A 24,180-nucleotide genomic window follows, 5' to 3' on the forward strand; every position below is an offset into this window, starting at 1 on the left:
TATGCGATGCAACGGGGAAGACACCCGCCCATGTACGACGTCGAGCAGCTCATCGCCGGCACCTGGACCCCCGGCTCCGGTGACCGCACCCTGACCGTTATCGACCCGCGCGACGACACCCCGGTGACCCGGGTGCCGGTCTCCTCCGAGGCCGACGTCGCGGCCGCGGTGAAGGCCGCCCGCGCCGCCGCCGCAGAGTGGGCCCGGACCGCGCCGGCCGCCCGCGCCGCGGCCCTGCATGCCGCCGCCACCGCCGTCGAGGCCGCCGCGGGCGAACTCGCCGAGATCATGTCCGCCGAGATGGGCAAACCGGTCGGTGAGGCCGGCGACAGCATCGCCGCCGGTGTCGGCACCCTCCGCCAGTACGCCGAGCTCGGGCCCACCCACCGCGGCCGGACCCTGGCCGGCAACGACGAGGCGATCGACCTGATGGCCTACGCGCCGCGCGGCGTCGTCGCGGTGATCACCCCGTGGAACGACCCGGTGGCGGTCTCCTGCGGCCTGCTCGGCGCTGCCCTGGTCACCGGCAACGCGGTCGTGCACAAGCCGAGCGAGCGCACCCCGGCCACCGGGTGGAGGCTGGCGCAGATCCTCGCGCCGCACTTCCCGGACGGCGTGCTGGGGCTGCTGGCCGGTGACGGGCCGGTCGGCGCGGCTCTCGCCGGAAGCGAGGTGGACGTGGTGGCGCACGTCGGCTCCACCGCCACCGGCCGGGCCATCGCCGCCGCCTGTGCCCGGACGGGCGCGAAGGCGCTGCTGGAGAACGGCGGCAGTGACCCGCTGATCGTGGACTCCGGCGTGGACCCGGTGTGGGCGGCGCAGCAGGCCGCGCTCGGCGCGTTCGCCAACGCCGGACAGATCTGCGTCGCGGTCGAACGGATCTACGTCCATCAGGATGTCGCCGCGCCGTTCCTCGACGCGCTCGCCGAGGAGGCCGCCGCCTGGGCCGAGAAGATCGGGCCGCTGGTCGACGTGCGGCTCCGCTCCGGCGTCGACGAGCAGGTACAGGCCGCGGTGCGCGACGGCGCCCGGGTGCTCTGCGGCGGGTCGGCGCCGGGCGGCGCGGGGGCCTTCTACCCGCCGACCGTCCTCGCCGACTGCACGGACGACATGGCGGTGGTCCGGGAGGAGACCTTCGGGCCGGTCGCGGCGGTGGTCACGGTCGACTCGTTCGGCACCGCGCTGGCACGGGCGGCGGAGTCACCGTACGGGCTGGCCGCCACCGTGCTTACCGGCTCGATGAGCCACGCCCAGCAGGCCTGGCGGGAGCTCCCGGTGGGAACGGTGAAGATCAACGCGGTCTTCGGCGGAGCGCCGGGTGGCGCCGCGCATCCGCGCCGCGGCAGCGGACAGGGCTTCGGGTACGGCCCTGAGCTGCTCGACGAGATGACCGTGATGAAGGCCGTCCACATCGAGGCGCCGCCCACCGGCTGGTGAGGAGGCTCCGGGCGCGCTCACTCGTCACGGGTGAGGCGCGCCCGCGGCCGCCGCCCGCAGAATCGGGCCATGAATGGCTGGCTTATGTGGGGACTGATCCTGCCCGTGCTGCTGGTGGTCGCCGGCATCGTCAACTATCGCCGTAACCGGCGTCGCTGAGGTCGGCCCCGATGTGATCGTGGACCCTTGGTGAGCTAGCCGGTTCACGGGCGCACGACCAGGCGGATTCGCGACAGGGCCGGGACTGGGATTCGGGTCCGCGGGCGCTCAATGATGGGGGCGTGCGTGAGGCGATCCAGAAGCTGAGAGACGACGCGATGGCGGTTGCCACCGTGGACGCCGCCATGCCCACCGCCATGTCCGCCGCTATGCCGGACGACGAGGTGGCCGCCGCCTGCGTGGCCGACCTGCACGAGACCATCCAGGCGCTGAGCGCCCTGCAGCTGCGCCTCGTCCGCCAACTGGACAAGAACGACTTCGCGAAGAAGACCTCCTCCCGCAGCACCCCGGCCTGGCTGCGCGACAAACTCCGCGTCGACTGGTACGTGGCTCGCCGGATGGTCGCACAGGCCGCCCTGCTGGACAGGCGCCCGGAGCTGAACAGCGCGCTCAGCACCGGCGACGTCACCGGCGCGCAGGTCCGGGTCATCGGCGAGGCGCTCCGCTTCCTGCCGGAGGCCGTCGAACCGGAGACCGTGAACGCGGCGGAACAGGCGCTGATCGACTACGCCCAGCGCTTCGAGCCGGCCCGGCTCCGCAAGATCGGGGACCGGATCCTGGAGCACGTCTCCCCGGACGAGGCCACCCGGCTCGAGGGCGAGGCGCTCCGTCGCGCCGAGCAGCGGGCCTGGTGGCGACGGGGTTTGACGCTCTGCGCCCCGGTCGGTGGAAGCGTGCGGGTGATGGGCTGCCTCACCGTCGAAGACGCCGCCATCGTCCAGGCGGCGCTGGATCCGCTCTGCGCCCCGGCATCCACCCGATCCTCGTCGGAGAAAGACACGGCGACGGGGAACGGCACGGACGCCGGAAACGATGGCAACGGAAGCGATGGCGCCGGCCCCGACGAGAGCCTGTCGCCGCGTCAGCGCCGCGCCGACGCGCTGGTCGAGGTCTGCCGGCGCGCCCTGCGTTCCGGAACCCTCCCGCACAACGGCGGTCTTCCACCCCAGATGTCCGTCACGATCGACTACGAGACGCTGCTCACCGGCGTGGGCACCGCCTACACCGAGAGCGGCACCCGCCTGGACGCCGAAGCCGCCCGCCGGATGGCCTGCGACGCCCGGATCCTCCCGGTGGTGCTCGGCGGCGCCGGCGAGCCGCTCGATCTCGGTCGCTCGCGGCGCCTCTTCTCCCCGGCGCAACGGCAGGCCCTCGCCGTCCGGGACGGCGGATGCGCCTTCCCGGACTGCGACCGCCCGCCCAGCTGGTGCGAAGCCCACCACATGCTTCCCTGGGACCACGACGGGCCCACCGACGTCGCACAAGGCGTGCTGCTGTGCCGGCCGCACCACCGGCTCGTCCACGGTGGCGGATGGACGGCATCCCGGGGCGCCGACGGGCTGCCGGAGTTCCTGCCGCCGGCACACGTCGACCCGACCCGGCAGCCACGGCGCAACATCCTGCACCGTCCCGCGATCCACCGGCGCATCTAGAAGCCGGCCGGCACGTCCCGCCGGCAGAAACGACGGCGGGAGATCATGCGGGCGGTGCGCTCAGCCGTACCAGATCCTGCTCCACCTCCGGCGGCAGCAACCGCCGGTGCCGCAGTGCCCACGGAAGTGCCCGGGCCACGTCCCACCCCGCTGCCGGCGCTTCCCGCATCGCCGCGGCGACGGTTCGGGCGACCACGCCCGCCGGCCGGCGCAACAGCGCGGTCAACATCCGGTTCCGTGCCTCGATCCGCCGGCGGGCGCCGCGGTCCCGGCCTGCCGGGAGGGGGAAGTGACGCACCGTCAACGACGGGTCGTAACACAACCACCAACCGGCGGCGGCCAGATCCATGGCCAGGAGCGCTTCCTCCCCGTACACGAAAAGGCGCGGCTGGAAACCGCCCGCCTCGAGAAACGCCGCGCGCCGGACCACGACGGCGCACGAGAGGAAACCCAGGATCGAGGGACCGGGGGCGCCGGCCGGCGTGCCGAGCGGGGCCGCGGCCATCTCCACCGAGACCGGGTCGAGGCGGCCCTCCGGCCCGATCAGCACGCGAGCCGAGAGCAGGGCCAGCCGCGGGTGCGCGTCCATCAGGGCGGCGGCGCGCGCCAGGGACCCCGGTGACCAGTACGAGTCGTCGTCCGCGAACGCGACGTACGGGGTGACCGCCCGTCGCACCCCCTCGTTGCGGGCCGCCGCGCCGATGTTCTCGCCGAGCCGCACCACCTCGACGGCCGGGAACGCCGTGGCGATCTCCTCCGGGCCGCCGTCGTCCGAGGCGTTGTCGACGAGGATCACCGGGGCCTGGTGCTCGGGCAGGGTCTCGAAGAGCCGGTCCCGGCGGTTGCGGGTGGCCACCACGACCGTGACGCTGTCGCTCGTCACAACCTGTCACGCAGTTCCGTGGTGAAGAAGTCCAGGAAGCCGTCCGGGTCCGGGCCGGCGTTCATCAGGACGATGTGGTCGAATCCCGCGTCGCGGTACTGCTGGATCGACTCGACGTACCGGGCCGGGTCGGGTCCGCAGACGAACGTCTTACGAACGTCGTCCTCGGTGACCGTCGCCGACGCCGCCTCGAAGTTGACCGGATTGGGCAGTTCGGCCATCACCTTCCACCCGGTGACAGCCCAGCGGGTGGTCCGGTGCGCCTCCTTCACCGCGGCTTCCTCGGTGGGCGCCCACGCGACCGAGGCCTCCGCGTACTTCGGCCCCTTCCCACCGGCGGCGGTGAAGGTCTCCACCAGGTCGGCGCGTGGCTCGGTCGCGAACAGCCCGCTGCCGTGGGTGGCCGCCAGTTCGGCCGCGACCTTGCCGCCCGCGGCGACCGCGATGGCCGGCAACGTCTCCGGGAGGTCGAACACCCGCGCGTCCTCGAGCTGCAGATGCTTGCCCTGGTACGACTGGTAACCGCCCTGCCAGAGCAGGTTGATGATGTCGAGGGCCTCGACGAGCCGCTCGTGCCGGTCCCGGACGCTGCCGAAGCCCTGCCCGACGACGTGCTCGTTGAGCCGCTCACCCGAGCCGACACCGAGGGTGAACCGCCCGTCCGAGATGATCGCCAGAGTGGCGGCGGCCTGGGCGATGATTGCCGGGTGGTACCGCACCGAGGGGCAGGTCACGCCGGTGGCGAGGCCGAGGGTGCGGGTCTGTACGGCGATCGCGCTCAGCACGTTCCATGCGAACGGCGAGTGTCCCTGCACGTCGAGCCACGGGTGGTAGTGGTCGCTGATCTCGACGAAGTCGAAGCCGGCCTGTTCCGCCCGGATCGCCTGCCGGATGAGTTCCTTGGGACCGAACGCCTCGGCCGCGAGCTTGTACCCGATTTTCATGGTGCTGCCGATTCCCCAGCTCAACCGGCACAAACACACGCCCGACACAAACGCGGGATCTGCGCTGACACGACACAGCGGCGGGCCGGCACATGCCGGCCCGCCGCTTCGTGATCGTTCAGGAGGTCGCCGCGTTGCGCGTCTCGTCCCGGACGTCCCGCGCGTCGGAGCGCGCGGTCTCCTTCGTGGTCTCCGCCGCTTGGCGGGCCGTGTCACGAACCTGGCCGGCCGCCTCCTGCACGGTGCCGCCCAGCTCGTCCTTGAGGTCGCTGGCCACGTCCTTGACCCGGTCGGTCAGGTCGCCGCTGTGGTCCTTGAGCTGCTGACCGGCCCGGCGCTCGGCGTCGGTGACCGGCACGAGCGAGGCGGTGAGCATGCCGACGCCGAAGGCGATGATGCCGGCGGCGAGCGGGTTGCCCTGGGTCTGCGCGGCGACGGTGCGCGGAGCGGTCCGCACCGCCTGGGCCGCGTCGTGAGCCTTGTCCTGGGCCTTCTCGCTGAGGTGGGAGGCCGTCTCCGACGCCCTGTCGCCCAGGTCGGAGGCCTTGTCACCCAGGTCGGAGGCCTTGTCGCTCAGCCGGGACGCCTGGTCGTGAGCGGCGTTCCGGGTGTCTTCGGTGGTGCCCATGACCTTCTCCTTCACCGCGGTCCAGCGTCGGCGGGCGACCTGGCGCGGGCTCGTCTTCTCGGCCAGCAGGTCGACGTCGCGGGTCAACGTCGCCCGGGTGTTCTCGATGTCTCGCCTCAGCCGGTCGGGTTCTTCAGCCATTGGGCGTCCTCCTTCAGCGTTTCGGCGGTGCGGCGCGGCACCGGGTCGACGGTCTTGAGTTTCTTGCGGCCGTTCACGAAGAGGACGGCGCCGATGGCGGCCCAGACGATCCCGACGATCAGGAACGCCCAGCCGTAGTCGATGACGTTGCCGAGGCCGAAGACGACCGCGAAGCTGAGCAGCAGCACGGCCAGGTAGCCGGCGAATCCGGCGCCGCCGAGCATCCCGGCGGCCTTACCGGCCTTGGTCGCCTCCTGGCGGATCTCCGCCTTGGCGAGCTCCACCTCCTGCCGGAACAGTTGCGACAGGTCGTTGCTGATGTTGCCGATGATCTCGCCGATCGAGGTTTCCGCGACGGGGTCGGCGTTGTCGTGGCGATACGGCGAGGTCATGACCGCTCACCCGGAACGTACGTCTCCTGGGCGGTCGTCGGCGGCACCGGCGGCACGGTGGTCGCCGGGGTGATGGGCTCCTCCACGTAGGTCTCCCGCACGACGGCGGGGGTGCCGGTGCCGGTCGCGGTGTACTCAGTGGTCGCGGCGTACCCGGTGCCCGTCGGCGTCTCCGGCGGGGTGGCGTATCCCGCGGTTCCGGACGTCGACGGCGACTCGTACTCGGGGCGGAACGTGTCGGTGCTGGGCTTGCCGGCGTCGCCGTCGGCCTTCGCGACGCTCTTGCCGAGCCGTCCGACGACGAAGCCGGCGGCGAGCGCGGTGGCCAGGAACGCGCCGGGCCGGCGGCGGGCGAAGTCCTCGACCTCGCGCAGCACACCGTCGGGGCCGTTGCGGTCCAGGTAGTCGGCGAACTGACGGCCGCCGTCGGCGACGCGAGCCACGACGGCAGCGGCCGGCGAGTCCTCCCGCGTGCCGCGCATCTCGTCGAGGTGGTCGGCGGTCTGCCGGATGCTGCCGACGAGCCGGCTGTTCTGGGTACGGGCCTGCTCGTCCAGCTTCCCGCGGATCTCCGAGGCGACGCCACGGGCCTGTGCCCGAGCTTCCTGCCCGACCCGCTGCGCCTGCTCCTTGGCGGTCTGGGTCACGTCGGCAGCGGCCTGCCCGGCGGACTCGCGCGCCTGCTGAGCGACCTGACGCGGCTTCGACGTCTCGTCGCTCTCCGACGTCGTGCCGGTCGTGCCGGAACCCTGGGCCGAGCCCGCGGCCGGGTAGGAGGTCGTGGCCGGGTACTCGGTCGTGGTCGAGTATTCCGTCGTGGTCTCGTATTCCGGGGCCGAGTACGCCGGAACGGCCTGCGTGGCAGCCGTCTCGGGCGGCACGTCGGCGGGGTACGCCGGGTCGGCGGGCAGACGGCTGCCCGGGGAGATGTCACTCATGGTTCCTCCGATGGGGGGTCGGTCGGTCCTTGCATCTGTTCGGTCCTTGCGTCTGTGCAAAGGACTACCCGCGCAGCCGGAGTCGACTCATCTTCCTTTGTGATGAATAGCGCGAATAGAGAGACAGATAAAACCCCAGATCGGGGGTACGGGACCGGCTGCTCTCCGGCTGTTAGGGTCGCCAACCGTGAGCGAAACGAGTGGTGTGCGTGTGATCGGCGGCCGGACCTACGACTTCTCCCGCCGCGTCGTCGTGATGGCGATCGTGAACCGCACGCCGGACTCGTTCCACGATCGCGGCCGCACCTTCGCGCTGGAGAAGGCGACCGAGGCCGTCCAGGCGGCAGCCGACGACGGCGCTGACTGGATCGACATCGGCGGCGTCCCGTTCGCCCCGGGCCCCGAGGTGAGCGCCGCGGAGGAACTGGAGCGGGTCCTCCCGGTCGTCGAAGCGGCCCGCGACCGTGCGGTGGTCTCGGTGGACACGTTCCGCCCCGAGGTGGCCCGCGAAGTGATCAAGGAAGGCGCCGGCGTCATCAACGACACCTCCGGCCTGCGGGACCCGGCGATGGCCGACGCGGTCGCCGGCACCGACGCTCAGCTGGTCATCACTCACAGCCTCGCCGCGCCGCGCACCCTTCATCCCCGCCCTGAGTACGGCGATGTGACCGCCGAGGTCGCCGCGTTCCTGCGGGAGCGGGTCGAGCTGGCGCTGTCCCGCGGGGTGCGCCCGGACCAGATCATCATCGACCCGGGCCACGACCTCAACAAGAACACCCTGCACTCGCTTGCGATCACCCGGCGTCTCGAGGAGATCACCTCGATCGGGTACCCGACGCTCGCGGCGCTGAGCAACAAGGACTTCATCGGCGAGACCCTCGGCCGGCCGCAGCACGAGCGGCTGGCCGGCACCCTGGCCACGGTGGTGTTCTGCATCCTGCACGGCGCCCGGATCATGCGGGTGCACGACGTGCGGGCGGCGGTCGACGCGGTGCGGATGACCGAGGCGATGCTGGGCTGGCGGGAACCGGCCTACCTGCGCCACAACATGGACTGAGGCCCACCCGCCCAGCGATCCGGCGTCACTGCTCGCCGGCGTGCGGCATGCTGGCCAGCAGATCCGTCATCCAGGGCTGCGGCGGGACGGCCTCCGGGCCGAGGACCCGCATCGCGCCGAGCACGGTGATCAGCATGCCCATCGCGAAGAAGTCACGCATCTCGTCGGGTGACGCGCCGGTCAGCTCACGCACCACCGTGTAGAGGTTGCCGTAGCAGGCCCGGACGGCGTCGCCGATCGCCGGCTCGGCCGCCGCGCCGTACCCGTGCAGGAGCACGACCAGCAGCTCCCGTTCGTCGAGCAGCTGCTTGTAGGCGTGACCCAGCCCGTGCAGCGTCGGATCCTCCTCGGCAGCCGCGCGCCACGTCGCCTCGATCCGGTCCCCGGCGTACCGCAGGGTGGCGAGGAAGAGCTCCTGCTTCGAGCCGAAGAGCCGGATCACGTACGGCTGGGACACGCCCGCGATGCGCGCCACCTGATCAGTCGTGGTGCCCGCGTAGCCGCCCTGCGCGAAGGCCTGCAGGGCCGCCGCGACGAGTTGGGCGTGACGGTCCTGAGCGGTGAGACGGGTCCGAGCCATGTTGACATGTTATCAGTCAATGCATACGGTCCTTAGTTATCAGTGAATAACAACAACAGGGGGACGTAGAAGTGACCACGCTCGCACCCGAACGGCCGGCCGGCCGCTCCCGGACCCGGCCGCTCGGCCTCGTGCTGGCCGCCGTCGGCATCCCGACGTTCATGGGCTCGCTCGACAACCTGGTCGTCAGCACCGCGCTCCCAGTCATCCGCACCGAACTCGGGGCGTCGATCACGGACCTGCAGTGGTTCGTCAACGCCTACACGCTGCCGTTCGCGGCGTTCCTGCTCACCGCGGCCGCGCTCGGCGACCGGCTCGGCCGCCGGCGGATGTTCCTGGCCGGCATCGCGCTCTTCACCCTCGCCTCGGCGGGCGCCGCCCTGGCCTCCGAGCCGTGGCAGCTCACCGCCGCGCGCGCCCTGCAGGGCATCGGCGGCGCGGCCGTCACACCGCTGTCACTGACGTTGCTCGCCCAGGCCGTACCCGATCATCGGCGGAACGCCGCGGTCGGCATCTGGGGTGGCATCACCGGCCTGGGCGTCGCGCTGGGACCCGTCATCGGCGGCGCGGTGGTCGACGGCCTGACCTGGAACTGGATCTTCTGGGTCAACGTCCCGATCGGCGTCGTGGCCCTCGTCCTCGCGGCCACGGTCCTCGACGAGTCGCGCGGTGGCGCCCGCCGGCTCGACCCGCTGGGGCTGGTGCTGTCCGCGAGCGGCATGCTGCTGCTGATCTGGGGCATCGTCGACGGCCCGGAACACGGATGGACCACCGGCCGGGTGCCACTCATGCTGGGTGCCGGCGTCGCGCTGATCGCCGGGTTCCTCTTCTGGCAGGCCCGCAACCGTACGCCGATGCTCCCGCTCTCCCTGTTCCGGTCCCGCGGCTTCAGCGTCGTCAACGTCGTCACCCTGACGTTCTCCGCCGGAGCGTTCGGGGCGGTCTTCCTGCTCGCCCAGTTCTTCCAGGTGGTGCAGGGGCTCAGCCCGCTCGAGTCCGGCCTGCGCACCCTGCCGTGGACCGCGGCGCCGATGGTGGTCGCACCGCTGGCCGGCATCTTCGGCGCCCGCCTCGGCCTGCGCAACCTGATCGTCGCCGGCCAGGTCTTCCTGGCCGCCGGCATCCTCTGGATCGGGCTCGCCACGACGACCGACGTCACGTACGGGCGACTGGTCGTGGCGTTCGCCCTGGCCGGCATCGGGATGGGCCTGACGTTCGCGCCGGTCAGCACGATGACCCTGGCCAGCGTCGGCGAGCAGCAGCGCGGCGCGGCGTCCGGCACGAACAACACGATCCGCGAGTTCGGCGTCGCCACCGGCGTGGCGGTGCTGTCGTCGATCTTCAGCACGTATGGCGGTTTCACCAGTCACCAGGACTTCGTCGACGGCGCGGTCCCGGCCGTCCTGACCGGCGCGGCCGTCATCGCGGTCGGCGCCGTGGCAGCGGCTTTCCTGCCGCGCCGTCTCTGAGGCGCGTCTCGTCACGCCTGTCCGGCCGACCGGCGACGCGCGAAACATCGATGAACGGAACGCACCCGGACTGTTGCACTTCCGCAACATGACTGCAACGATGACCTTCAATTCCGGGCCGTCGGGCCACCGCGAGAACCGGCCACGTCCTCACCGGTCGATCCCGTCTCGTGGTGCCTCCGTTCCCCAGCGGCCCCGGAATCAGGCCACCGGTCCACCGCCGGTGGTGCACGGAGCCGTGTGTGCCGGACCTCCGACCGGCACACACATCTCGCCCCGGCGGTCTGCCGCCGTCCGCACTGGCTGCCGGGGCTTCACCATCAACCGGGTCAACCCAGCTGACCGGTCACCTCAGTCAACCGGTCACCTCAGCGAACTGGTCACCTCAGCGAACTGGTCACCTCAGCCAACCGTTCACCTCAACGGTCAGCCAGGTTCCACTCCGCCGGCAGCGGGCTCTCGCACACCGCGCAGGTGAAGTCATTCTCCTTGACGACACTGAGGGAACCGCACTCCCCACATCGCCGGAACTCGAACGCGGCCGTGAACCCACCGGGATGCCGGACACCGAGCCGCTCGACCGCCGCCGCCACGACCGGCCAGCACGACGGCTCCGGGCAGTACCCGGTCGACTGGTTGCTGACCTCTTCGACCCGCCAGTCACCGTCCCCGCCGGGATCGTCGGCAGCGAACGTGATCTCTCCCGCGGCCAGCACCTCCCGCCCGGAAGCGCAGGCCACGTGTTCGGTGTGCCGCGGCGCGACCAGCAGCACGCCATCCGCGGCCACCACATAGGTGCACGGTTCAGCGGCGTTATCGGTGGCCCACTCCCGGAACTGCGCCGGTGACCGCAGAGCGCGTCCCGGCCCGGTGCCGGCAGCCGCCGCGATCGACGCGTCGCCGACATAGCGATATCCCATCCCGGGCCTCCGTCCCTCCACGCCCGCGGCACACCGGAACTGCCGCGGCACATCGGAACTGCCGCGGCACACCGGAACTGCCGCCTCGCAACGACGACGCCCCGACATGCGGCGCACGCCCGAAGCCGTGCGCCGCATGCTGACGAAGACCGAACGGTGGCAGCTCAGCCGATCTGCACCCACACGTCGTCGAGGGTCCCGTGGAACTGGTCGTTGTTCGGCCCCACGCCCTTGCCCCCGATCGTGAACGGGTGCTCGGACTCCACCGCCAGCTCGACCGGTACCGCCACGCTGGCCTCCAAGCGGTCGTCCACCAGGATCGCCAGCGTCGGGCCGGTGCGCCGGCACTCCAGGGAGTGCCAATCGCCGTCCGCCACCGAGGTACGGCTACGCGCCACGTACATCGTCGTGCCCACCTTGTCGCTGATCCCGCAGCTCGGCTTCCCGGACAGGCCGTCGACCTGCAGTTTGTACTGCCCTCCGCCGGTCGAGTAGCCCTTCTGCAGGATGTTCTCGCCGCTGCCGGTCTCGGCCGGGGAGAGCAGCACGCCGGCGCCGTACCGCAACGGCCGGGTGCCGGGATTCAGGTCGCCGGTGTCGCCGGACTGCAGGATGAGCCGCGGGCACGTGCTGCCGCCGCATGTGGCCGGGAAGGTCAGCGCCTGCCCGCTGCCGTGCGGCACCAGCTTCACCGCAGCGCCGTTGCGGAGGACGGCACGCAGCAGATTCCCGTGGCCCGACCCGTCGTCGAACGTCCCGTCCGCGATGGTGGTGTCGAAGTTGTACGACGCGACGTGTCCCGCCGGGACGGAAGCCGCCACCGACGAAGCGGACGACGAGGCCGGGGAGCCCGCCGCGGATGCGGATGCCGGCGAGGACGGCGCCGGCGTGGTCTCGACGAACGCCGACGGAGCGGTGCCGGCGAACTCGGCGTACCGCTTCCGGGTCGCCCCTCCGATCACCGTGAAGTCCCCGACCGCGCTGATCGCCCCGAGCGGCTCGCTCGCCACCAGCTGCCGCGTCCCGGCGACGCCGTTCGCCTGGGGCGACCATTCCAGCAGGTTGCCCTCCTGGTCGGCGGCGGCCAGTTTGCCCCGCACCACCGAACCGTCGGTGCAGATCCCCCTGGCCCCGTTGTTGGTCGTGGTGCAGGCCTTGTCGAAGTGCCCGCCGACGTAGACCACGTCGTTGAGCAGGGCGATCGCCTGCGCGTCGCCGTCGAACACCCGGGTCCAGCGGGTTTCCCCGGTCCGGGTGTACGAGACGGCCCGTCCCCCCTGCCCGCCGAGCGCCGCGAACACGCCGTCCGGATGCGCGGCCAGCGCGAACACCTGGGACACCGGCTTGGCCCGGAACGTCCGGTCGAGCACGCCGGTGACCGGGTCGACCGCGGTGAGCCGCAGCGTGGTGCTCACGTTGTTGGTCCGGTGGAAACGCCCGCCGATGTAGACCCGGTCGTCCGTGACGGCGAGCGCGTTGACCATGTCGTCGGTGGTCGGCGCCCACGGATCGACGGCCCCGGTGGCGAGGGTGAACGCGGCCAGGTTGCCGCGCGGCATGCCGTCGACCGCGGTGATCCGGCCGCCGACATAGAGTCGCCCGTTCCCCGCGGCCAGCGCGTTCGGCTGCCCCACGACGGTGTGCTGCAGCGGGGTCAGCGCGCCGGTGGTCGCTCCGATGCCCGCGACGGCGTCCCGCGACTCGCCGTTGACGGTGTCGAAGTCACCCGCGGCGTAGACGGTGTCCCCCTCGACGGCGAGGGCCCGCACGTTGGCGTCCGCGACGGGTTTCCAGTCGAGCAGGGCCCCGGTCCGGGCGTGGAACGCGGCGAGCCGGGTCCGCGGGATGCCCCGTCCGTTGACGATGGCGCTGGTGAAGTTGCCCCCGACGTAGACGGTGTCGCCCCGGTAGGCGACCGCGTAGACGGAGCCGTTGAAGGACGGTGTGGTCACCGGATCGGGAGAGACGATCTCGGCGAAGGCCGTGCCACCGGCGGCGACGAGGACCGTCGCCAGCCCCACCGTCAGCATCCGCCGAACCGGCACAGGCCACCGGCCCACCCCGACCCGCCGGACCTTGACCCCACCGAGCATGGCCCGCCCGACAACCGATTTACCTTTTTTCAGCTTATTGGCCACGTTGTTGGCTAACTTCCCACCCCGGCAAAGGTGGCGGACCTCCCGTCCGCCACGCGAGTGCCAACGTCTGACAGCGGCTATGCTCCGCCCGTACCCTCAATCGATGAAGGGGAATATCGTGCCGCATCGCCGCCGCACCGCCGCGCCCACCGCGTTGATCGCGGCCCTGGCCATCGGCGCCGCCGTGACCGCCTCCCTCAGCGGGTGCGACGTCGAGATTGCGCCCGAGGCGATCCCGGCGCCGTTCAGCGTGGCGCCGGCGCCGTCGGCCTCGATGGGGCAGCCGGCCTACGTCTGCACGGCCGTCTACCAGATCCTCACCGACGGCGCGGTGCGATTGGCCGGCAACGCACCCGGCGGCGAGCAGGGCTTGCGGGACACGTTCGCCGCGATGTCCGCCGAGCTGCGGACGGCCGGCGCGGCGAGCGCCGACGCGGCACAGCGCGAGCAGGTCGCCGCGATCGCCACCGCGCTGGAACAGGCGGCGAAGGCAGAGGATCCGCAGGCCTTCCTGGACGGCGAGTTCACGACGATCGGGCAGAAACTGGACGGTACCTGCCCGTAATCTTGACCCCATGATCAATAGGCCGGTTCGGATCGGGCTGCAGTTGCAGCCGCAGCACATGGATTACGCCACCATCCGCCGCACCGCGTCCCAGGCCGAGGAGCTGGGCGCCGACATATTGTTCAACTGGGACCACTTCTATCCGCTGAGCGGCGAACCGGACGGCCTGCACTTCGAGTGCTGGACCATGCTGGCGGCCTGGGCCGAGTCCACCAGCCGCGTCGAGATCGGCGCGCTGGTGTCCTGCAACAGCTACCGCAACCCCGAATTGCTCGCCGACATGGCCCGCACGGTCGACCACATCTCCGGCGGCCGCCTGATCCTCGGCATCGGCTCGGGCTGGTTCGAACGCGACTACACCGAGTACGGGTATGAGTTCGGCACCGCCGGCAGCCGCCTCGACGACCTCGCCGCCGCGCTCCCCCGCATCGAGTCCCGCTGGGACAAACTGAACCCGAAGCCGACCCGCGACATCCCCGTGCTGATCGGCGGCGGCGGCGAGAAGAAGACGCTGCGCCTGGTCGCCAAGCACGCCGACATCTGGCACAGCTTCTCCGACTCCGAGACCCTCGAACGCAAACTCGGCATCCTCGGACAGCACTGCGCCGACATCGGCCGCGACCCCTCCGAGATCGAGATCTCCGTGAAGGGCAAGACCACAGACCGCGACAAGATGTACGAACTCGGCGCCCGCCTCTTCACCATCGACACCGGAGGCCCCGACCCCGACCTCACCGAGCTGCGAGAGTTCATCGCCTGGCGCGACAAACTGAACGCATAGCGCCCAGCCCTCTGCCGAGCCGCTGGGAAGCGCTCGTTGTCGGCGGCATCGCCGCCGACAGCGCGACGAGCCGCCGCCCCCGATCGGGTGGCGGCTCGCGGTCATGGCACCTGAGAGACTCACTCGCTGGGTGGGGCGCCCGCGGACGGCCAGTGGCGCTCGAACGATCCGGTGGCGGTCGCCGCGCACGCCGGAACCGGGCTCGTCATCCGGCTACGACGGCGACGCCTGACCCTCCCCGTCCGAGATGGGTGGGAACCAGCTCAGTCCGCGGGATTGCCCAACCGGACCAGCGCCGCGCTCATGTCCGCCTGCGCCGCCAGGTTGAGCCGCACCAGCCATTCGGTACGAATCGAGCCGCTCAGCAGTTCGGCGACGGCGCTGTAGGACCGCCGGCCGGTCTCCACGGTGACCTGCGGATCAATGATCAGGTCCAGGTACCACAGGGGGTATCCCCGGCCGGGGCGCTCGCGGGCCGCGACGATCAGGCCGTTGCCGTCGGGATAGGAGACCACCGGCACCGATCGGGGCCGTCGTGAGCCGGCCGAACGGGTAGTGAGGATGACGAGATCGTCGGAGTCGAACGGACGCCCGACACGGCCCTTGTTGGCGCGGAACTCGTAGACGATCCAGGAGTTGAAGCCGTCGAAGAACTCGGGATCCACAGCAGGTCCTCGGTCGGCGGACTTCCATGCCAGCGACGTCCACCTGCCGTGTACACGCAATCCGCTGAAGTATTAGATCATGCGCCACAGGTCTCGGCAATCATGCGTCATCGATGTTCACCGGAGTAGGTGACGGCCGGCCCGGCGGGCGGCGGCGGGACCCGGTCGAACCAGTAGGAACGACGCTGGAACGGCGTCCCCGGCAGGTGGACGCGCGCCGGCCGGCTGTCGTCCGGCCACGCCGCCGCCCAGTCCGGCTCTCCCCCACGCAAGAACGCGGCCACCGAGCCCGCGGCAGGGCCGACCACCGAGCCCGCCGCTGAGCCCGCCGCGGGGCCGGCCTCGGACAAGGCGATCTCCGGGTCTGACTCGCCGCCGATGATGCGCCGCAGACCGGCGCGCAGCTCCCCGAGATCGCGCGCGAGAACCACCCGCCGCGACCGCTGAGCGCGCCGAGCGGTCTGCAGGGTGTGCGCCACGGACGCCACCGTCAGGCCGGGCTGGTGCTCGATCCCGGCGAGCAGCTGTGCCGCGAGCCGGGCCACGGCCGCGGGATCGGCTCCGGACAGCGGGACGACGAAAGGGCCGGCCTCGGACGACGGGACAGCGAAGGCGCCGGCGGCCGGCGGCAGCGGCGCCTCCCCCACGATGACGTGTGCCATGGCGCCGCCCAGGCCGAAAGAGTTGACCCCGGCCAGCCGGGGCCGGCTGCCGCGCCGCCACGGCTGGTGCCGCACGGCCACGCGTACCGGGCTGCCGCCGACCGGTAGGGCGGGGTCCGGAAGGGTGAGCCCGGCGATCGGCACGATCGTCTCCCGCTGCAGCATCAGGGCGGTCTTCACCAGTCCGACCAGTCCTGCCGCCGCTTCCAGGTGACCGATGTTGGCCTTCACCGAGCCGACCCAGAGTGCGCCGTCCGGCCCGGCGGGGGCGGTGACCGTGCCGGCCAGCGCGGCGATCTCCACCGCGTCACCGGCCGGCGTGCCGGAGCCGTGCGCCTCCAGATAGCCGAGGTCGTCGGCGCTCAGGCCGGCCCGGGTCGCGGTGTCGCGCATGAGAAGTTGCTGGCCGGCGACGTCGGTCCCGGTCAGCCCGCCGCCGCGGGCGTTGTGCGACACGCCTGCCGCGTGGATGACCGCGTGCACCGGGTCGCCGTCGGCCAGCGCTCGCGGCAGCGGTTTGAGCAGGACGCAGGCGCCGCCCTCGCCACGGACGTAGCCGTCGCGTCCGGCGCTGAACGGCACCGACCGCCCGGTCGCCGACAGGGCTCCGCCGCGGAACGCCACGCTGGCGTAGTAACCGTGGCTGATGATGCTCGGCGCGCCGACCAAAGCCATCGGGAACTCGCCGGCCCACAGTCCCTGCACGGCCAGCGCGAGTGCGGAGAGACTGGAGGAACACGCCGAGTCGATCACCATGCTGGGACCGGTCCAGCCGAATCCGTACGAGATCCGGTTGGCGGCGAACGCGGTCATGGTGCCGGGGAACGCCGCGCCGTCGTAATGACCGGTGGCGCTCATCCGTTCCCGGTAGTCGGACATGAAGGAGCCGATGAACGTGGCCACCGGCGCGCCGTCCAGGGCATCCGGGTCGATGCCGGCGTTCTCCACGGCGTGCCAGGCCAGTTCCAGCATCATCCGCTGCTGGGGATCCATCCAGGCGGCCATCCGCGGCGAGATCCGGAAGAACGGCGCGTCGAACTCGTCGATGCGCTCCAGCAGGGAGGCCTGCGGCGTGGCAGCCGGGTCCAGCCCGTGCCAGCGGCCGGCCGGCACGACGGTGAAGCGCTGATCGGCCTTGTCGATCATGTCCCAGTAATCGGTGAGGGTCTCGACGCCCGCCGCGCGGCAGGCCATGCCGATGACCGCGATGGGCGGCCGGTCGTCCATGTCATCTCTCCTGTTCGTCCAGGGCCGCGGCCAGCCGCTGGCCGTGCAGTGCCCGGATGCGCCGCCGGGCCTCCGGCCCGGTGATCGTCTCCTCGTGGTCCGCCGCCTCAGCGGCGGCGGCGGCCTCGGCCGCCCGGTGGCGTCCGCTCAACAACTTCTTGGTACGGGTGAGCACGTCCCGAGGGGCCTGAGCGATCCGCCCGGCGATCCGTACGGCATCGGCGAGGACCCGCTCATGACCGGTCACCACCACGCCCGCACCCCTCTCGGCGAGTTCCCGTCCCCGGTAGCTGCGGCCGGTCCACAGCATCTCGGCGCCGAGACTCGTACCGAAGGCGGCCGGCACCAGGTGAGTGGCGCCGAGCACCGGGGTGAAGCCGAACTGGTGGAAGTTGGCGGCGTAGCGGGACACGTCGCTGAGGACGGTGACGTCGCAGGTCAGCGCGAGCAGGAGCCCGCCGCCGAGGGCGTGGCCCTGCGCCGCCGCGACGACCGGGACCGGGCAGTCGGAGAAGAGTCGCAGCAACGCGCTCACCGCCTCGGTCCGCTGGGCGCGCGGGCCGAGCATCCGGTCCATCGCGGCGCCGGCGCAGAACACGTCGGGCAGGCCCGCGAGCACGACCGCCCGTACCGTGGTGTTCTCGGCGGCCGAGGCCAGGCCGGCGGCGATGCCGGCCTGCATCGGCGCGGTGATCCGGTTGCGGCCGGCCCGGTCGGCCATCGTGAGCACGAGGACCGCGCCGCGGCGTTCTGCCGTCACCGGATTCGGGGCCGTCACGGGATCAGCCCGTGACGCCGCAGGCCGGCCAGGCGCTGCCGGGTGGACGGATCGGCGAACCGGCGCGCCAGCACACCGGCGGCCGGTTCCCAGTTCCCGGCCGAGGCGTCCAGATGCCCGGTGTAGTAGCGCTTGAGCGCCCGGATCGCGGCGTGGTCGGCACGCCGCAACCCGGTCAGCACCCGGCGCAGCTCGCCGTCCGGATCAGTGGTGCAGTGGTCGGCGAGCCCGAGCCGGCCGGCTTCGGCGCCGTCGAACTCGCGCGCGGTCAGGGCCAGCGAGTACGCCCGGTGCGCGCCCATCCGGCGGGCCAGCACCGGCAGGATCACCGCGGGCACGAGTCCGAGCAGCACCTCGGTGAGCCGGAACCGGGCCCGCTCCCCGGCGATCACGTGATCGCAGGCCGCCGCGAGGCCGACACCGCCACCGGTGGCCGGTCCGTCCACCACCGCGACGGTCACCAGCGGTGACGTCGTCAGCCGGCGCAGCAGGGTCTCGATCGCCGCGATGCGGGGCCGCCAGTCCACGGTGTCCACGTCGAGCGCCATCCCGGGACAGAAGGTGCCGCCTGCCGCGCCGAGAACCAGCACACGTACGCCGGACGTGTTCTCGGCCCGGCCGACCTCGGTCAGCAGCGCGCCGAGCAGATCGTCGTCGAGCCGGCCGGCGGCGCCGGGCAGGGACAGCCGGACCACCCCCGGGGTTCGGTCGTCGGCGGTCAGACGCGGGGCGGTCACGTCCATTCGTACCGCCGGTGATGGTTCTCCACGCCGGTGAAGATCAGGCGGGAGCCGGGGAAATCGCCGAGCCGGGAGAGGTCGGTCTTGCGGTCGGCCACCGGCACGAGACACGCCCGGGCGGCCGGCAGCAGTTCCTCGTACTCGGCGAACGTCACGTCGCGGCGGGCCCGGATCGAGTCACCGATGCCCATCCCGGCGAGCGCCGCGGCGGCGCCGGCCGGCACCGTGCCGGCGAAGAACTCCGAGGCGCAGCCGGATCCGTAGGAGTAGAGGCCGATCCGGCGGCCCTCCGCTCCGGCCGCCGGCACATGGCTGATCAGGCTGGCCAGGGCGAGGTAGAGCGAGCCGGCGCACAGGTTGCCGACGGTCTGCGCGTACCTCAGCGACGGCAACACCCGGCGGCGGAAGTCGTCCTCGACCACGGCCGGGCGGCCGGTGCCCGCGTCCCGCATGAGCCGGCGGTGGGCGGCGCGGACCATGCCCGGGAACGGCGTATGCATGATCAGATAGTCGAAGTCGCCGCGGAAGTCGGTGCCGGGCACCTGGCGGGCGTAGTCCCGCAGGCTGCCGGAGAGGCATTCCAGGTAGGTCAGCAGCGACAGGTCGGGGTCGACGACGTCCAGGTCCGGCGCCGGGCGGGCGGTGTCCAGCGTCTCGAAGCCGTGCAGCCCGCTCGCCCCGCGCTCCAGGGTCAGGATCCGGGGCCGGTCGCTGAGCAGCATGGCCACCGCGCCGTTGCCCATGGTGGGCTCGGCGTACCCGGCGGCGGCGTCCATCGGGCTGATGTCCGTGCCGATGACCAGCGCCTTGGCGCCGGATCCGGGCCGCGCGGCCAGGTGGGCGGCCGCCAGCTGCAGCGCCGCGGTGAGCCCGTAACAGGCCTGCTTGACCTCCAGGATCCGGCAGCGCCGTGACAAGCCGAGGTACCGGTGCACGTAGCCGGCCAGGGACTTGCTCAGGTCCACGCCGGACTCGGTGGCCGTGATGACCAGTTCGATCCGCGCCACGTCGTCCGCGTCGAGCCGGCCCACGACCGGCCCGGCGGCGTGCACCGCGTTGGTGACCGGATCCTCCCAGGGCAGCAGGACCGACCGGGAGTCCATCAGCAGATTGGGGATGCGCGCCGGGTCCAGCCCGCGGCCGGAGAAGAGAGCGGTCAGCGGCAGCCGGGCGAGGCCGCAATAGGCGTTGAGAGCCTCGATACCGATCTCGGTCACTGGAGCTCCTCCTGGCTCAGATGGTCGATGAGCGCGCCGAGGTCCGGGATCGCGGCGAATCCGGACAGCGGGTCGGTGCGGCCCAGCCGATGGGTGAGCAGCGTGATGATCTCCACCCGCTCCACCGAGTCCGCGCCGAGATCACGCAGGCTGCGGTCCTCCCGGACGGCGCCGGCCGGCACGTCGGGCAGGATCTCGGTGATGGTCCGCACCACCACCTCGGCCACGCCGGCCCGGTTCATTCCGGCTCCCGCAGGTCGACGGCAGTGACGGCCAGCAACCGGCCGGTGCCCGCCTCGCGGATCGCGATGTCGGCGATCTCGTCGCCGGCCTCCTTCTCATGGCGCAGCAGGCGCACGGTGATCGTCAGCCGGGCGTCGGTGTCGGCGTTGCCGAAATAGGCGATCCGCTGGCCGAGCACCCGGCGGTGCAGGAACTGCCGATTGGTACGGCCGAGCGAACGCCACAACGCGGCCAGGGCGGTGTCCGCGATGGCGAAGTAGGCCGCGAAGTAGACCAGTCCGACACCGTTGAAGTCGCGTACCGGGTCCAGGTCGTACCCGAACTCGAAGGGCGGCGCGGCCGGCACGTAGCCCGGCACCGGATCCGGCACGAAGCCGCCCTGGTTGCGCGCCTGCCGGGCGGCCGCCCGCACCGGCCAGGAGGCGGGCGGCCGGGGCAGGTGCTGATGGGCGAACCCGACCGGCGACGACACCAGCAGGTTCTCGTTGCTGTCCGGGCGGTCCCGGGTGATCCAGCGGTTCAGGTTGAGCACGTACAGGCAGCCGGGGCGCGGATCCTCCAGGTACTCGCGGGCGGTGAGCGGGCCACCCGGGTCGGTGCCGGCGCGGGCCACCCGGTGCAGGGTCAGGACCGACTCGCTGCCCAGGTCGAAGCACTGTGAGGTCAGGTCGACCACATCACCGAAGGTGAGCCCGCGCGGGGTGATCGTCTCGTCCCCCCGCACCTCGTAGTGGTAGAAGGAGAGATAGGCCGGCGCGCCGCCGGGGGTCCGGGCGGAGTACACGTCGACGCCGCACAGCTCGCTGACCGCCGCCCACGTCCAGTCACCGAACTGGGCGTAGATCGCGGCGCTGCCACCGCACATGCTGGTGGTGATGCGCACCCGGCGCCGGACGTCGCGCCGGGCGCCCACCGGGACCGGCCGGTTCCCCATGCGGGTCATGAGGGTACGGCCCCGCGCTCGGCGACCCGGGCGCAGACGTACTCGGCGAGGTTCGCGAGGGTGCCCTGCCGGTACGCCTCCTCGACCAGCTCCGCCAGGCCATACCGGCTGTTGATCAGCGCGATGAGCTCGACGCCGAGCACCGAGTCGAGGCCCAGGTCGGCGAACCCGGCGTCGTCGGCGATATCGTCCGGCTCCAGGTACAGCACCTCGGCGAGGTGGGCGCGCAGTTCCTCGCGGACGGCCGCGGGATCGGGGGAAACGGTCATCGTGGTTGTCTCCATGCTCGAAGGTGTCCGCTCGAAGGTGTCCGCTCGAAGGTGTCCGCTCGAAGCGGTCCGGGATCGAAGTCGTTCAGCGTGCCGCCGCGCGCACCACCAGCGCGGAGTTGTAGCCGCCGATGCCGCGCGCCAGGATCACGGCGGTACGCACGGCGGCCGGCCGGGACACCGTGGCCAGGTCGATCCGGAAGTCGTCCGGCAGCCGGATGTCGCGCCCCGCTCCCGGCACGACGCCGTCCCGGATGGCGAGCAGCGCGCAGACGACGTCGAGCGGCCCGGCGCCGGCGTACAGCCGGCCCACCATGGTCTTCGGCGCCGCGACCGGCACGCCGTGGTCACCGAAAACGGCGGTGATCGCCGCCGCCTCCCGGCGGTCGAGTTCGGGTACGCCGCTCGCGTCGGCGAAGACCACGTCGACGCCGGTCGCGGGGACGCCGGCGCGTCGCAGCGCCAGCCGGATCGCCGTCTCCAGGGTCGCGGGCCGGCCGGAGGCGGCCGGTGGGTCGAAGGTGGAGGCGTGCCCGGCCAGTTCCCCGTACCTCAGCGCACCGCGCCCGCGGGCCGCCGCGTCGTCCTCCAGCACCAGGTACGCGCCGCCCTCGCCGGGCACGTAACCGCTGGCCGCGCAGTCGAAGGGCAGGTAGGCCCGCCGCGGGTCGGCGACCGTGCTGACCCGCCCGGACGCCAGGTGCGACACCCAGCCCCACGGGTCGTACGAGGACTCGACCCCGCCGGTGACCACCAGCGGCGTGCCGGCGGCCACCACCCGGGCGGCGTGCCCGATCGCGTCCAGCCCACCGGCCTGCTCGGCGACCAGCACGCTGCCCGGTCCACGCATGCCGTGGCGGATCGAGATCTGGCCGGTGTTGGCCGCGTTGAACCAGGCGAACGACTCGTACACGCTGACGTGGCCGGGCCCCTTGGTCCACAGTTTGCGGATCTCCCGGTGGGTGAACTCGAAGCCGCCGGTGGCGTTCGAGCTGATCACGCCCATCTCCAGGTCGCACAATTGGGAGGGGTCCACCCGGGCATCGGCGATCGCCTGATCGGCGGCGACGATCGCGAGGCGGGTCACCCGGTCGGTCTGCGGCAGCAGGCGGCCGGAGAGGTGGTCCTCCGCGCGGAAGTCCCGGATCTGCCCGGCGAGCCGGGACGGGTACCGGCCGGCGTCGAAGCGCTCCAGCTCGGTGATGCCGGAGCGGCCGGCCAGCGTCGCCGCCCAATACTCCTCGACCGTCAGGCCGGTCGGCGCGACCACGCCCAGGCCGGTGAAGACCGCGGTCATCGGCGCGCTCCCCGGGGGGCGCGCAGCACCATCGCGCTCTGGTAGCCGCCGAAACCGCTGCCGACGGTGAGCGCGGTGCCGACCGGCTGCTCGCGGGCGACGAGCGGCACGTAGTCCAGGTCGCACTCCGGGTCGCGGTGGTGCAGGTTCGCGGTCGGCGGCACCACCGCGTGCTCGATGGCGAGAGCACAGGCGGCGATCTCGATCGAGCCGATGGCGCCGAGCGAGTGGCCGATCATGGATTTGATCGATGACACCGGCACCCGGTACGCGTGGGCGCCGAGGGCCCGTTTGAACGCCGCGGTCTCGTGCCGGTCGTTCTGGATCGTGCCGGACCCGTGGGCGTTGACGTAGCCGACGGCGTCGGCCGGCAACCGGCTCTGACCCAGCGCCGCGGTGATCGCCTCGGCCATCTCCCGCCCGTCGGCCTGCAGGCCGGTCATGTGGTACGCGTTGCAGCGGGTGGCGTACCCGCCGATCTCGGCGTAGACGTGCGCGCCGCGCCGCCGGGCCCGCTCCGCGTCCTCCACCACCATGATTGCGGCCCCCTCGGCCAGCACGAATCCGTTGCGGGTGGCGTCGAACGGCCGCGCCGCGTGCGCCGGGTCGTCGTTGCGGGGCGTGGTGGCCTTGATCGCGTCGAAGCAGGCCGCCGCCAGCGGGGACACCGCAGCCTCGGAGGCTCCGGTGATCACCACGTCGGCCGCGCCCTCGGCGATCAGCTGGTGGGCGTGGCCGACCGAGTCGATGCCGGAGGTGCAGCCGGTGGAGAGCACGCCCACCGGCCCCTCGGCGCCGACCGCGAGGGCCACCTCGGTGCCCAGTGTGGTCGGGGTGAGGTGGTCGAACAGGTGCGGTCCCGCGTACCGGGCGTCCACCAGCCATTCCCGGCCGGAATCCGACAGCACCAGGTATTCCTGTTCGAGGCTGGTCGCGGCGCCTACCGCGGTGCCTACGCTGACCCCGATCCGGCCGGGGTCCACGCTGCTCAGGTCGAGTCCGCTGTCCTCGATCGCCTGGTGGGTGCAGGCGATCGCGAACTGCGAGACCCGGTCCATCCGGCGGATCTCGCGCGGGCTGAACCCCTGCGCGGCGGCGTCGAAGTCGACCTCACCGGCCACCTGCGACCGGAAGGCGGACGCGTCGAACGCGGTGATCCGGCGCGTGGCCGTCCGACCCGCGGTGATGAGATCCCAGAACTGCTTGGTGTCGCCACCGCCCGGCGCGACCACGCCGATCCCGGTGATCACCGATTGCCGGGTCACGGTCAGGCCGCCAGGTGAACGGTCTCGAGCATCATGCGCGGAGTCAGGATGGTGGCGACCTGCTCGTCCGGAATCTCGATGCCGAAGTCCTGCTTGATCCGCGCCGCGGTCTCGATCAGGGCCAGCGAGTCGTAGCCCAGGTCGGTGAACGGGGTGTCCAGGATGTCGCCGGACAGGTTCACGGACTCGTCCTCACCGGCGCACTCGGTCAGGATGCGGCGAAGGTCGTCGATGGTCATGGGAAACTCCTCGATGTCGTAACCGGTGGGGAAACTGTGGCGGCCCCGGCCGGGGTCGCGGTGGAGCGGCGGCGGAGAAGCGGTGGCTCCGGACGGCGCCGGTCCGCGGC

At 72.1% G+C, this 24,180-nt stretch carries 25 protein-coding genes; 6 read left to right on the top strand and 19 right to left on the bottom strand.

All coding sequences use genetic code 11. The annotated features are described in order from the left end of the window. Positions 1-30 precede the first annotated feature (30 nt). Both AMIS_RS24675 and AMIS_RS40800 read left to right on the top strand, forming a co-directional pair. Positions 31-1,437, top strand: coding sequence for an aldehyde dehydrogenase family protein (locus AMIS_RS24675; RefSeq protein WP_014445128.1), 1,407 nt, complete (start codon positions 31-33; stop codon positions 1,435-1,437). A gap of 281 nt (positions 1,438-1,718) precedes the next feature. Continuing rightward, positions 1,719-3,089 (top strand): HNH endonuclease signature motif containing protein, encoded by a 1,371-nt coding sequence (locus AMIS_RS40800; RefSeq protein ID WP_014445130.1) that lies wholly within the window; start codon positions 1,719-1,721, stop codon positions 3,087-3,089. Positions 3,090-3,132: 43 nt separating this feature from the next. On the opposite strand, the gene AMIS_RS24685 is transcribed toward AMIS_RS40800, so the two are convergent. The 5 genes from AMIS_RS24685 to AMIS_RS40805 form a co-directional block, all read right to left on the bottom strand. Beyond that, the gene (locus AMIS_RS24685; protein WP_014445131.1) at positions 3,133-3,972 is read right to left on the bottom strand and encodes a glycosyltransferase family 2 protein; all 840 of its coding nucleotides are present in this window, start codon (positions 3,970-3,972) and stop codon (positions 3,133-3,135) included. Next, entirely contained in the window at positions 3,969-4,916 is a 948-nt protein-coding gene (locus AMIS_RS24690) for a TIGR03557 family F420-dependent LLM class oxidoreductase (protein WP_014445132.1), read from the bottom strand. Before AMIS_RS24690 ends, AMIS_RS24685 begins: the two co-directional genes overlap by 4 nt. A gap of 118 nt (positions 4,917-5,034) precedes the next feature. Continuing rightward, positions 5,035-5,685, bottom strand: coding sequence for a DUF3618 domain-containing protein (locus AMIS_RS24695; RefSeq protein ID WP_014445133.1), 651 nt, complete (start codon positions 5,683-5,685; stop codon positions 5,035-5,037). Further along, positions 5,661-6,077: a phage holin family protein gene (locus AMIS_RS24700; protein ID WP_014445134.1), complete on the bottom strand. Its 417-nt coding sequence runs from the start codon at positions 6,075-6,077 to the stop codon at positions 5,661-5,663. The genes AMIS_RS24695 and AMIS_RS24700 overlap by 25 nt, the downstream gene beginning before the upstream one ends. After that, entirely contained in the window at positions 6,074-7,015 is a 942-nt protein-coding gene (locus tag AMIS_RS40805) for a hypothetical protein (protein ID WP_014445135.1), read from the bottom strand. Before AMIS_RS40805 ends, AMIS_RS24700 begins: the two co-directional genes overlap by 4 nt. Positions 7,016-7,202: 187 nt before the next feature. Between AMIS_RS40805 and folP the strand changes: the two genes are divergently transcribed. Then, positions 7,203-8,072 (top strand): dihydropteroate synthase, encoded by an 870-nt coding sequence (folP, locus tag AMIS_RS24710; RefSeq protein WP_014445136.1) that lies wholly within the window; start codon positions 7,203-7,205, stop codon positions 8,070-8,072. A gap of 25 nt (positions 8,073-8,097) precedes the next feature. On the opposite strand, the gene AMIS_RS24715 is transcribed toward folP, so the two are convergent. Further along, a complete protein-coding gene (locus AMIS_RS24715) occupies positions 8,098-8,652 on the bottom strand; it encodes a TetR/AcrR family transcriptional regulator (RefSeq protein ID WP_014445137.1) in 555 nt (184 codons plus the stop codon). A 71-nt stretch (positions 8,653-8,723) separates the two neighbouring features. On the opposite strand from AMIS_RS24715, the gene AMIS_RS24720 reads away from it, so the two are divergent. Next, the gene (locus AMIS_RS24720) at positions 8,724-10,121 is read left to right on the top strand and encodes a DHA2 family efflux MFS transporter permease subunit (protein ID WP_014445138.1); all 1,398 of its coding nucleotides are present in this window, start codon (positions 8,724-8,726) and stop codon (positions 10,119-10,121) included. Between the two features lie 419 nt (positions 10,122-10,540). On the opposite strand, the gene AMIS_RS24725 is transcribed toward AMIS_RS24720, so the two are convergent. Both AMIS_RS24725 and AMIS_RS24730 read right to left on the bottom strand, forming a co-directional pair. Then, on the bottom strand, positions 10,541-11,041 hold the full coding sequence (locus tag AMIS_RS24725) for a hypothetical protein (protein ID WP_014445139.1): 501 nt from the start codon (positions 11,039-11,041) through the stop codon (positions 10,541-10,543). Between the two features lie 164 nt (positions 11,042-11,205). Then, complete coding sequence (locus AMIS_RS24730; RefSeq protein WP_041831249.1) at positions 11,206-13,071, bottom strand: LamG domain-containing protein; 1,866 nt, start codon at positions 13,069-13,071, stop codon at positions 11,206-11,208. Positions 13,072-13,282: 211 nt separating this feature from the next. Here AMIS_RS24730 and AMIS_RS24735 point away from each other — a divergent pair, with 211 nt between their 5' ends. Together AMIS_RS24735 and AMIS_RS24740 are read left to right on the top strand one after the other, a co-directional pair. Beyond that, positions 13,283-13,744 carry a hypothetical protein gene (locus AMIS_RS24735; RefSeq protein WP_041830038.1) on the top strand — a complete coding sequence of 154 codons (462 nt, stop codon included), beginning with the start codon at positions 13,283-13,285 and terminating at the stop codon, positions 13,742-13,744. 10 nt (positions 13,745-13,754) lie between these two features. Further along, the gene (locus tag AMIS_RS24740; protein WP_014445142.1) at positions 13,755-14,525 is read left to right on the top strand and encodes an LLM class F420-dependent oxidoreductase; all 771 of its coding nucleotides are present in this window, start codon (positions 13,755-13,757) and stop codon (positions 14,523-14,525) included. A gap of 263 nt (positions 14,526-14,788) precedes the next feature. Here the strand turns inward: AMIS_RS24740 and AMIS_RS24745 are convergent, their stop codons facing one another. From AMIS_RS24745 to AMIS_RS24795, 11 genes are all read right to left on the bottom strand, one after another. Then, a complete protein-coding gene (locus tag AMIS_RS24745; protein ID WP_014445143.1) occupies positions 14,789-15,190 on the bottom strand; it encodes a nitroreductase/quinone reductase family protein in 402 nt (133 codons plus the stop codon). Between the two features lie 107 nt (positions 15,191-15,297). After that, positions 15,298-17,079 (bottom strand): polyketide synthase, encoded by a 1,782-nt coding sequence (locus tag AMIS_RS24750; RefSeq protein ID WP_014445144.1) that lies wholly within the window; start codon positions 17,077-17,079, stop codon positions 15,298-15,300. Between the two features lies 1 nt (position 17,080). Beyond that, on the bottom strand, positions 17,081-17,857 hold the full coding sequence (locus tag AMIS_RS24755; RefSeq protein ID WP_014445145.1) for a polyketide synthase: 777 nt from the start codon (positions 17,855-17,857) through the stop codon (positions 17,081-17,083). Further along, the gene (locus tag AMIS_RS24760; RefSeq protein ID WP_014445146.1) at positions 17,854-18,594 is read right to left on the bottom strand and encodes an enoyl-CoA hydratase-related protein; all 741 of its coding nucleotides are present in this window, start codon (positions 18,592-18,594) and stop codon (positions 17,854-17,856) included. Before AMIS_RS24760 ends, AMIS_RS24755 begins: the two co-directional genes overlap by 4 nt. Next, complete coding sequence (locus tag AMIS_RS24765) at positions 18,591-19,814, bottom strand: hydroxymethylglutaryl-CoA synthase family protein (protein WP_014445147.1); 1,224 nt, start codon at positions 19,812-19,814, stop codon at positions 18,591-18,593. The genes AMIS_RS24760 and AMIS_RS24765 overlap by 4 nt, the downstream gene beginning before the upstream one ends. Next, positions 19,811-20,056 carry a phosphopantetheine-binding protein gene (locus AMIS_RS24770; protein WP_014445148.1) on the bottom strand — a complete coding sequence of 82 codons (246 nt, stop codon included), beginning with the start codon at positions 20,054-20,056 and terminating at the stop codon, positions 19,811-19,813. Before AMIS_RS24770 ends, AMIS_RS24765 begins: the two co-directional genes overlap by 4 nt. Continuing rightward, the gene (locus AMIS_RS24775; RefSeq protein ID WP_063711179.1) at positions 20,053-20,991 is read right to left on the bottom strand and encodes an LnmK family bifunctional acyltransferase/decarboxylase; all 939 of its coding nucleotides are present in this window, start codon (positions 20,989-20,991) and stop codon (positions 20,053-20,055) included. Before AMIS_RS24775 ends, AMIS_RS24770 begins: the two co-directional genes overlap by 4 nt. 5 nt (positions 20,992-20,996) lie before the next feature. Next, on the bottom strand, positions 20,997-21,269 hold the full coding sequence (locus tag AMIS_RS24780) for an acyl carrier protein (RefSeq protein ID WP_157435040.1): 273 nt from the start codon (positions 21,267-21,269) through the stop codon (positions 20,997-20,999). 85 nt (positions 21,270-21,354) lie between these two features. Beyond that, positions 21,355-22,566 (bottom strand): ketosynthase chain-length factor, encoded by a 1,212-nt coding sequence (locus AMIS_RS24785; protein ID WP_014445151.1) that lies wholly within the window; start codon positions 22,564-22,566, stop codon positions 21,355-21,357. Further along, the gene (locus AMIS_RS24790; RefSeq protein ID WP_014445152.1) at positions 22,563-23,831 is read right to left on the bottom strand and encodes a beta-ketoacyl-[acyl-carrier-protein] synthase family protein; all 1,269 of its coding nucleotides are present in this window, start codon (positions 23,829-23,831) and stop codon (positions 22,563-22,565) included. The genes AMIS_RS24785 and AMIS_RS24790 overlap by 4 nt, the downstream gene beginning before the upstream one ends. Positions 23,832-23,833: 2 nt before the next feature. Beyond that, on the bottom strand, positions 23,834-24,070 hold the full coding sequence (locus tag AMIS_RS24795; protein ID WP_014445153.1) for an acyl carrier protein: 237 nt from the start codon (positions 24,068-24,070) through the stop codon (positions 23,834-23,836). Positions 24,071-24,180: the final 110 nt, after the last annotated feature.

The sequence above is a fragment of the Actinoplanes missouriensis 431 genome (assembly GCF_000284295.1).
GTDB classification, from domain to species: Bacteria; Actinomycetota; Actinomycetes; order Mycobacteriales; family Micromonosporaceae; genus Actinoplanes; species Actinoplanes missouriensis.

What these genes read in the sequence shown, in the direction of transcription:
- AMIS_RS24675 (WP_014445128.1), top strand. Translation starts at nt 31, where the DNA reads ATGTACGACGTCGAGCAGCTCATCGCCGGCACCTGGACCCCCGGCTCC.
- AMIS_RS24690 (WP_014445132.1), bottom strand. Translation starts at nt 4,916, where the DNA reads ATGAAAATCGGGTACAAGCTCGCGGCCGAGGCGTTCGGTCCCAAGGAA.
- AMIS_RS24695 (WP_014445133.1), bottom strand. Translation starts at nt 5,685, where the DNA reads ATGGCTGAAGAACCCGACCGGCTGAGGCGAGACATCGAGAACACCCGG.
- AMIS_RS24700 (WP_014445134.1), bottom strand. Translation starts at nt 6,077, where the DNA reads ATGACCTCGCCGTATCGCCACGACAACGCCGACCCCGTCGCGGAAACC.
- AMIS_RS40805 (WP_014445135.1), bottom strand. Translation starts at nt 7,015, where the DNA reads ATGAGTGACATCTCCCCGGGCAGCCGTCTGCCCGCCGACCCGGCGTAC.
- AMIS_RS24715 (WP_014445137.1), bottom strand. Translation starts at nt 8,652, where the DNA reads ATGGCTCGGACCCGTCTCACCGCTCAGGACCGTCACGCCCAACTCGTC.
- AMIS_RS24725 (WP_014445139.1), bottom strand. Translation starts at nt 11,041, where the DNA reads ATGGGATATCGCTATGTCGGCGACGCGTCGATCGCGGCGGCTGCCGGC.
- AMIS_RS24730 (WP_041831249.1), bottom strand. Translation starts at nt 13,071, where the DNA reads ATGCTGACGGTGGGGCTGGCGACGGTCCTCGTCGCCGCCGGTGGCACG.
- AMIS_RS24735 (WP_041830038.1), top strand. Translation starts at nt 13,283, where the DNA reads ATGAAGGGGAATATCGTGCCGCATCGCCGCCGCACCGCCGCGCCCACC.
- AMIS_RS24740 (WP_014445142.1), top strand. Translation starts at nt 13,755, where the DNA reads ATGATCAATAGGCCGGTTCGGATCGGGCTGCAGTTGCAGCCGCAGCAC.
- AMIS_RS24750 (WP_014445144.1), bottom strand. Translation starts at nt 17,079, where the DNA reads ATGGACGACCGGCCGCCCATCGCGGTCATCGGCATGGCCTGCCGCGCG.
- AMIS_RS24770 (WP_014445148.1), bottom strand. Translation starts at nt 20,056, where the DNA reads ATGAACCGGGCCGGCGTGGCCGAGGTGGTGGTGCGGACCATCACCGAG.
- AMIS_RS24775 (WP_063711179.1), bottom strand. Translation starts at nt 20,991, where the DNA reads ATGGGGAACCGGCCGGTCCCGGTGGGCGCCCGGCGCGACGTCCGGCGC.
- AMIS_RS24780 (WP_157435040.1), bottom strand. Translation starts at nt 21,269, where the DNA reads ATGACCGTTTCCCCCGATCCCGCGGCCGTCCGCGAGGAACTGCGCGCC.
- AMIS_RS24785 (WP_014445151.1), bottom strand. Translation starts at nt 22,566, where the DNA reads ATGACCGCGGTCTTCACCGGCCTGGGCGTGGTCGCGCCGACCGGCCTG.
- AMIS_RS24795 (WP_014445153.1), bottom strand. Translation starts at nt 24,070, where the DNA reads ATGACCATCGACGACCTTCGCCGCATCCTGACCGAGTGCGCCGGTGAG.